This window comes from Hansschlegelia beijingensis (assembly GCF_045505405.1).
Taxonomy (GTDB): domain Bacteria; phylum Pseudomonadota; class Alphaproteobacteria; order Rhizobiales; family Methylopilaceae; genus Methylopila; species Methylopila beijingensis_A.
Genome location: NZ_JBJKEX010000148.1, coordinates 1 through 6,980 on the forward strand (window position 1 = coordinate 1; position 6,980 = coordinate 6,980).

Annotated in this window: 6 protein-coding genes; 3 read left to right on the plus strand and 3 right to left on the minus strand. The window is 67.7% G+C overall.

What is annotated here, in order from left to right:
• Positions 1-164: 164 nt before the first annotated feature.
• The gene (locus tag ACIKT0_RS10535; RefSeq protein ID WP_407105311.1) at positions 165-1,901 is read left to right on the plus strand and encodes a PHA/PHB synthase family protein; all 1,737 of its coding nucleotides are present in this window, start codon (positions 165-167) and stop codon (positions 1,899-1,901) included.
• A gap of 45 nt (positions 1,902-1,946) precedes the next feature.
• On the opposite strand, the gene argC is transcribed toward ACIKT0_RS10535, so the two are convergent.
• From argC to ACIKT0_RS10550, 3 genes are all read right to left on the minus strand, one after another.
• A complete protein-coding gene (argC, locus tag ACIKT0_RS10540) occupies positions 1,947-2,999 on the minus strand; it encodes an N-acetyl-gamma-glutamyl-phosphate reductase (RefSeq protein WP_407105307.1) in 1,053 nt (350 codons plus the stop codon).
• A gap of 96 nt (positions 3,000-3,095) precedes the next feature.
• Positions 3,096-4,079 carry an acrylyl-CoA reductase (NADPH) gene (gene acuI / locus ACIKT0_RS10545; RefSeq protein WP_407105308.1) on the minus strand — a complete coding sequence of 328 codons (984 nt, stop codon included), beginning with the start codon at positions 4,077-4,079 and terminating at the stop codon, positions 3,096-3,098.
• Between the two features lie 57 nt (positions 4,080-4,136).
• Positions 4,137-5,381 carry an MFS transporter gene (locus ACIKT0_RS10550; protein WP_407105309.1) on the minus strand — a complete coding sequence of 415 codons (1,245 nt, stop codon included), beginning with the start codon at positions 5,379-5,381 and terminating at the stop codon, positions 4,137-4,139.
• Positions 5,382-5,630: 249 nt separating this feature from the next.
• Here ACIKT0_RS10550 and nadA point away from each other — a divergent pair, with 249 nt between their 5' ends.
• Positions 5,631-6,707 carry a quinolinate synthase NadA gene (gene nadA / locus ACIKT0_RS10555; RefSeq protein WP_407105310.1) on the plus strand — a complete coding sequence of 359 codons (1,077 nt, stop codon included), beginning with the start codon at positions 5,631-5,633 and terminating at the stop codon, positions 6,705-6,707.
• Between the two features lie 104 nt (positions 6,708-6,811).
• Positions 6,812-6,980 (plus strand): FAD-binding protein (locus tag ACIKT0_RS10560; RefSeq protein WP_407105312.1); only part of this gene is annotated, 169 nt, incomplete at its 3' end.

A 6,980-nucleotide genomic window follows, 5' to 3' on the forward strand; every position in this document is an offset into this window, starting at 1 on the left:
GGCCGGAGGACCGCAAGGCGCCGCCGCCGCCCGGAGATGCGCAGTCGGGCTCGGAAGAGGCCGCCGGCGCGGGGCCCCAGGACCATGGCGCCAAGGCCCACGGCACAGGCGACGGCAAGGAATCGCCCTTCCTCACGCCGGAGGTAGAAGCGTTCGCGGCCAACATGGCCCGCTTCTGGGAGGAGAGCGGCCGAGCCATGTCGGCCTATATGCGTCCGCGCGAAAGCGGCGCGAAGACCTCGACGGGCGCCGAGCAGATCGCGGACATCGTGAAGACGCTCGGGCAGGTCGCCGAGCGCTGGCTGGCCGAGCCCGCGCGGGTCGCCGAGGCGCAGCGCGCCTTCGCGAGCGGCTTCCTTGACCTCTGGGCGGGGACGCTCAGGCGCTTTTCAGGAGAAGCCCCCGAGCCGCTGGTGCGCCCGGACCCGAAGGACCAGCGTTTCCGGGATCCGGAATGGTCGGAGAACCCGGTCTTCGACTTCCTCAAACAGGCCTATCTGCACGCCTCGCGCTGGGCGGAGCGCATGGTGGAGGAGGCTGACGAACTCGACCCGCACACCCGGCACAAGGCGGCGTTCTACGTGAAGCTGCTGTCGAACGCGGCGTCGCCTTCGAACTTCGTTCCGACGAATCCGGAGCTCATCCGCGAGACGCTGGCGAGCAAGGGTGAGAACCTGGTGCGCGGCATGCGCATGCTCGCGGAGGACATCGCCGCCGGCCAGGGCGACCTGCGCATCCGGCAGACCGATCCGACCGGCTTCGAGGTCGGTCGCAACCTCGCCTTGTCACCAGGCAAGGTCGTCTATCGAAACGAACTGTTCGAGCTGATCCAGTATTCGCCCGCGACTGAACTCGTCCGCACCCGTCCGGTCGTGATCGTGCCGCCCTGGATCAACAAGTTCTACATCCTCGATCTGACTCCCGAAAAGAGCATGATCAAGTGGTGCGTCGAACAGGGGCTGACCATCTTCTGCGTGTCCTGGGTCAACCCGGACGCACGGCACGCGCAGAAGAGCTTCGAGCAATATATGCGCGAAGGCATCATGCAGGCGGTCGACGTCGCCCGTGAGATCTGCGCGGTCGAGAAGGTCGACACGGTCGGCTACTGCGTCGGCGGCACGCTGCTCGCGATCACGCTCGCCTATATGGCCGGGACGAAAGACGAGCGCATCGCCAGCGCGACCTTCATGACCGCGCAGGTAGATTTCACCGACGCCGGCGACCTGAAGGTCTTCGTGGACGAGGAACAGGTCGCGGCCGTCGAGGCCCACATGGCGCAGACCGGATACCTCGAGGGCGCCCGGATGGCGAACGCCTTCAACATGATCCGGTCGAACGACCTGATCTGGCCCTATGTCGTGAACAACTATCTGAAGGGGAAAGCGCCCTTCCCGTTCGATCTGCTCTACTGGAATTCGGACGCGACCCGCATGCCGGCCGCGAACCATTCCTTCTATCTGCGCGGCTGCTACCTCTACAACGACCTCGCGGAAGGCCGGATGGAGATCGGCGGCAAGACGCTCGACCTGAAGAAGGTCACGACGCCGACCTACAATCTCGCGACGCGCGAGGATCACATCGCGCCTGCGCGTTCGGTGTTCCTGGGCGCGCAGTTGTTCGGCGGCCCCGCACGGTTCGTGCTGGCGGGCTCCGGTCACATCGCCGGCGTCGTGAACCCGCCGGCGCGCATGAAGTACCAGCATTGGGTGGGCGAGGAGCCCCGCGGAACCCTGGCCGACTGGCTGGCGAAGGCGGAGGAGAAGCCGGGCTCCTGGTGGCCGGACTGGCGAGCCTGGCTCGCCGCCTCCGACGCGACGATGGTCCCGGCCCGGACGCCGGGCGAGGGCCCTTACCCGGCGCTCGAAGACGCGCCGGGATCCTATGTGAAAGTCAAAGCCTGAGGCCCGAGGCGCCGCCTTCGCGAACGGCGACCTCGGGAGGCGGCGTCAGGGGAAAAGGGCGAGCTGGTTGACGCCGTCGGTCTCGTCGAAGCCGCACAGCAGGTTCATGTTCTGCACCGCCTGTCCGGAGGCGCCCTTCACCAGATTGTCGAGCGTCGAGATGACGATCGCCCGGTCCGGCCCGCGGTCGGCGATCACCCCGATCTGAACGTTGTTCGAGCCCCGCACATGGCGGGAGTGCGGCGCCTTGCCGAGCGGAAGGACCTGCACGAAGGGCTCGCCCCAGTAGGTCGTCGCCAGCGAGGCGTGCAGCGCCTCAGCCGTCGCTCCGGCCTCAAGAGTCACCGTGATCGTGGCGTATATGCCCCGGTTCATCGGCAGGAGCATCGGCGTGAAGGTCGCCCGCGCGGCGCGCCCGGCGGCCTTCTCGTACTCCTGATCGAGCTCCGCCGTGTGCCGGTGGCGGCCGACCCCATACGCGTGCACGCCCTCGGAGACTTCGGAGAACAGCATCTCCTCCTTCGCGCCCCGTCCCGCTCCCGACATGCCAGTGGCGGAGTTGATGACGATCGCGTCGGGGTTGATCAGACGCTCGCGCAGAAGAGGAATGATCGGGAGGATCGAGGTGGTCGAGTGGCAGCCAGGATTGGCGACCAGCCGCGCCGCCCTGATCGCCTCTCGGTTCAGCTCCGTGAGACCGAAGACCGCCTCGCCCTGAAGCTCCAGCGCCTGATGCGGATGGCTGTACCATTCCTCATAGGCCGCGGGATCCGTCAGCCGGAAGTCGGCTGACAGGTCGACCACCTTGAGCGACGGCTTGCGCGCGAACAGGTCGACTATGACCTGCTGCGTCGTGCCGTGCGGCAGAGCGCAGAACACGAGGTCGACGTCGTCGAGATCGACCTCGCCGATCGACGTCAGGCGCGGCAGCTCGATGCCGGAGAACTGCGCGAACACGTCTCCCATCGCCTGGCCGGCCTTGCGATCAGCCGTCAGCGCCGTAATGCGCACATGCGGATGCCGGAGCAGAAGACGCACGAGCTCCGCGCCCGTGTAACCGGAAGCGCCCAGGATGGCGACGTTGACGGTGTCAGTCATCTCTTCGTGCCTTGGCTCGGAGCGGCGTGCGTGGCCGGAGGTCTATACGCGTTCAGTGACCGGCGCACGCGGCGCCGGTCGTGACGCGGACGATCTTCAGATCTCCACCACCACCCTGCCCCGGATTTTGCCCTCCAGGATCGCTTCTGCGGTCGGGATGATGTCGTCGAAACCGACCGTCTCGGTCATCGCCTTCAGTTTTTCGCGATCCAGGTCACGCGCGAGCCGGCTCCAGGCTTCGATGCGGATCGGCTTCGGCACCGTGACGCTGTTGACGCCGAGCAGCGAGACGCCGCGCAGGATGAAGGGCGCCACGCTGGTCGGCAGGTCCATCCCGGCCGCGAGCCCGCAGGCCGCGACCGCGCCGCCCGACATGGTCTGGGCGATCGCGTTCGCGAGCGGCACGGAGCCGACCGAGTCGATGACGCCGGCGAACCGCTCCTTCTGCAGTGGCTTGCCCGGGGCGGCGAGTTCCTCGCGGGGCATGATGGAGGAGGCCCCGAGGCCGCGGAGGTAGTCCGCCTCCTCGGGCCGCCCCGTGGAGGCTACGACCTCGTAGCCGAGGCCCCCGAGCAGCGCGACCGCCACCGAGCCGACGCCGCCCGAGGCGCCCGTGACGAGCACCGGCCCGCGCTCAGGCGTGACGCCGTGCCGCTCGAGCGCCATCAGGCAGAGCATCGCCGTGTAGCCCGCGGTGCCGATCGCCATGGCCTCGGCGGGCGTCATGTTCGCCGGGAGCGGCACCAGCCAGTCGGACTTCACGCGCGCGACCTCGGCGTAGCCGCCCAGATGCGTTTCTCCCACGCCCCAGCCGTTGAGCACGACCTGATCGCCTTCGGCGAACTCGTCGCTCGTCGACGCGATCACGCGGCCGGCGAAGTCGATGCCCGGTATCATCGGGAACCGGCGCACCACCGGCGATTTGCCCGTGATCGCGAGCCCGTCCTTGTAGTTCACGGTCGAATGCGAAACGCGAACGACGACGTCGCCGTCCATCAGGTCCGCTTCATTGAAGTCGACGGCGGAGATCGTCTGGCCCGTCTCGGCCTTGTCGATGCGCAGGGCGCGGAAGGTGGACATCGTTTCCTCGATCGCTGACTTGGGCCTCGGCCTAGATAGGGACCTGGACAGGCCGCGTCACTCCGCCGGCGCCGGAGCAGAGGCCAGCCGCGCCACCGGCCGCTCCCGGATCGGCAGGTTGATCAGGCCGGACATGACGCTGAGCGCAATCGCGATCTGCCACACGAGGTCGTAGGAGCCCGTGCGCTCGTAGAGCTCGCCCCCGAGCCAGACGCCGGCGAAGGAGCCGAGCTGGTGGCTGAAGAAGACGAAGCCGTAGAGCATGGTGAGGTATCGCGGCCCGAACAGCGTGACGACGATGCCGGAGGTCGGCGGTACCGTGGAAAGCCACAGCAGCCCGATCCCGGCGCCGAACGCGAGGGCGCTCATGGGCGTCACCGGCAGGAACACGAAAGCCGAGATCAGCACCGCGCGGGCGAAGTAGATCGCCGCCAGCAGGCGCCGCTTCGCCATGCGGCTCGAGAGAACGCCGGAGCCCAGCGAACCCGCGATGTTGAACAGCCCGATCAGGGCGAGCGTCCACCCGCCCACCGAGGCGGAGATATGCTTGTCGAGCAGGAACGGCGGCAGATGGGCGGTGACGAAGGCGAGATGGAAGCCGCAGGTGAAGAAGCCGATGACCAGAAGCCAGTAGCTCGGCGTGCGGAAGGCTTCTCCCAGGGCCTGGCCGATCGACTGGCTGGAGGCTGCCGGTCCGCTCGGTCCCGGCTGCGCCGCGCGCGTCGCGAGCGGCAGGGACAGCGGCACGACCAGTAGCATCAGCGCCGCAAAGACCAGCACGGTCGCCTGCCAACCATAGGCGGAGATCAACGCCGCCGCGAATGGCGTGAAAAGGAACTGGCCGAGCGAACCCGCCGCGGTGCCGAGGCCGAAGCCGATGGTGCGCCATTCCGGCGGCAGGAGCTTGCCGAAGGCGCCGATCACGATCGAGAACGAAGCCCCCGAAAGCGCGAGCCCGATCATCGCGCCGGCGGTGATGTGCATCGCTCCCGGAGAAGCGGACAGCGGCATGAGGGCGAGGCCCGCGGCGTAGAGCAGCCCGCCTGCAGCGAGCACGCGGCGCGTTCCGAAACGATCCGCCACGGCGCCTGCGAAAGGCTGCCCTATCCCCCAGAGGAGGTTCTGGATGGCGAAGGACAGGGCGAAGACGTCCCTCCCCCACCCATTGGTCTCCGAGATCGGCGTCAGAAGAAGACCGGCCGTCGCGCGCGGACCGAAGGTGAGGCAGGCGATCGCGCAGCCGCACAGGATGACAAGCAGCGAGGCCGGGCCTCGGGGACTCTGAAGCTGGCGAACTGTCATGACGAGCCCGGTCGCTGGCGCGGCGCGTGAGATGCGCTGAACCAATAGAGCCAAACACAGGCCGGATGCGATGAAACTACGTGATCCCGATCATCGCGAACGCAGATGACCGGCGCGCTAGGGCGGCGCGCCAAATGATCGAGCGGGCCAATGCATATTTAACTGGCGCCAGGGCTTCAAATCGTGTCTCCGGGCAACTATCATAGTTATGCTCGAAATGAGCATAATGGGCACTTGCCGGAGGACGCCATGTCCCCTTCCGCCGCCGCGCTCCTGAAGCCTGCCGTCACGTCCGGCCGGGCTCCGCGTCAGTTCGCCCCTGTGGCCGCGCCGTCCCTGGAATGGACGCCGGCTGTGGAAGCCGAAACCGCCCACCTCTACGAACGCGTCAAGGCGGTCATCCCGCCTGTCGAGTGGCCGTTTTTCGCGCCCTACGTCAAGGCGATCAACGAACTCAAGCGCGTGCGCAACGCCGTCATCCTGGCGCACAACTATCAGACGCCCGAGATCTACAACTGCGTGGCGGACGTCGTCGGCGACAGCTTCCAGCTTGCCCGCGAGGCGACCAAGACGGACGCCCAGGTCATCGTCCAGTGCGGCGTGCACTTCATGGCCGAAACGTCCAAGATCCTGAACCCCGACAAGACGGTTCTGATTCCGGACAGCCGCGCCGGTTGCTCGCTCGCGACCTCGATCACGGCCGCCGATGTTCGCGCGCTGCGCGAGAAGCATCCGGGCGTGCCGGTGGCGGTCTATGTGAACACCACCGCCGAGGTGAAAGCCGAAGCCGACATTTGCCTGACCTCCGGCAACGCCGTGCAGGTCGTGGAGTCGCTCGGGGCGCCGGAAGTGATGGTCCTGCCGGACCAGTATCTCGCGGCGTGGATCGCCTCGCAGACCAAGGTGAAGATCATCAGCTGGAACGGCGCGTGCGAGGTGCATGAGCGCTTCACCGCCGAAGAGCTGCGGTCCTACCGGGCGGACAATCCCGGCATCACGATCCTCGCCCATCCGGAGTGCCCGCCCGACGTGCTGGCGGAGGCCGACTTCACGGGCTCCACGGCGAAGCTCGCCGACTACGTGAAGCAGCGGAAGCCGAAGAAGGTCGCCCTGATCACCGAGTGCTCGATGGCCGACAACGTCATGGCCGACGCGCCGGAGACCGAGTTCATCAAGCCGTGCAACCTCTGCCCGCACATGAAGCGGATCACGCTGCCGGCGATCCTCGATTCGCTGCTGCACATGCGCGACGAGGTGCTCGTCGACCCGGTGATCGCCGCCCGCGCGCGCCGCAGCGTCGAGCGGATGGTGAACCTGAAGATCTAGGCGCCGCTCTCCGGCCCCACGAGAGCCGCGGCTGAGCCCGCGGCGCTTCATCCTCGCGACGATCCCGAATTGGGCCGCGGCCCACGGGCGGACGGGTGAAACCCATGACTGACGCACCCGACCTCGTAGATCCGGACGATCTCGCCCCTCTCTCCTGGCGCGGCGTCGACGACGTCGTCATCGTCGGCGGAGGGCTGGCCGGGCTGTTCTGCGCGCTGAAGCTCGCCCCGCGGCCGGTGACGGTGATCGCCGCCGCCCCGCTCGGCGCGGGCG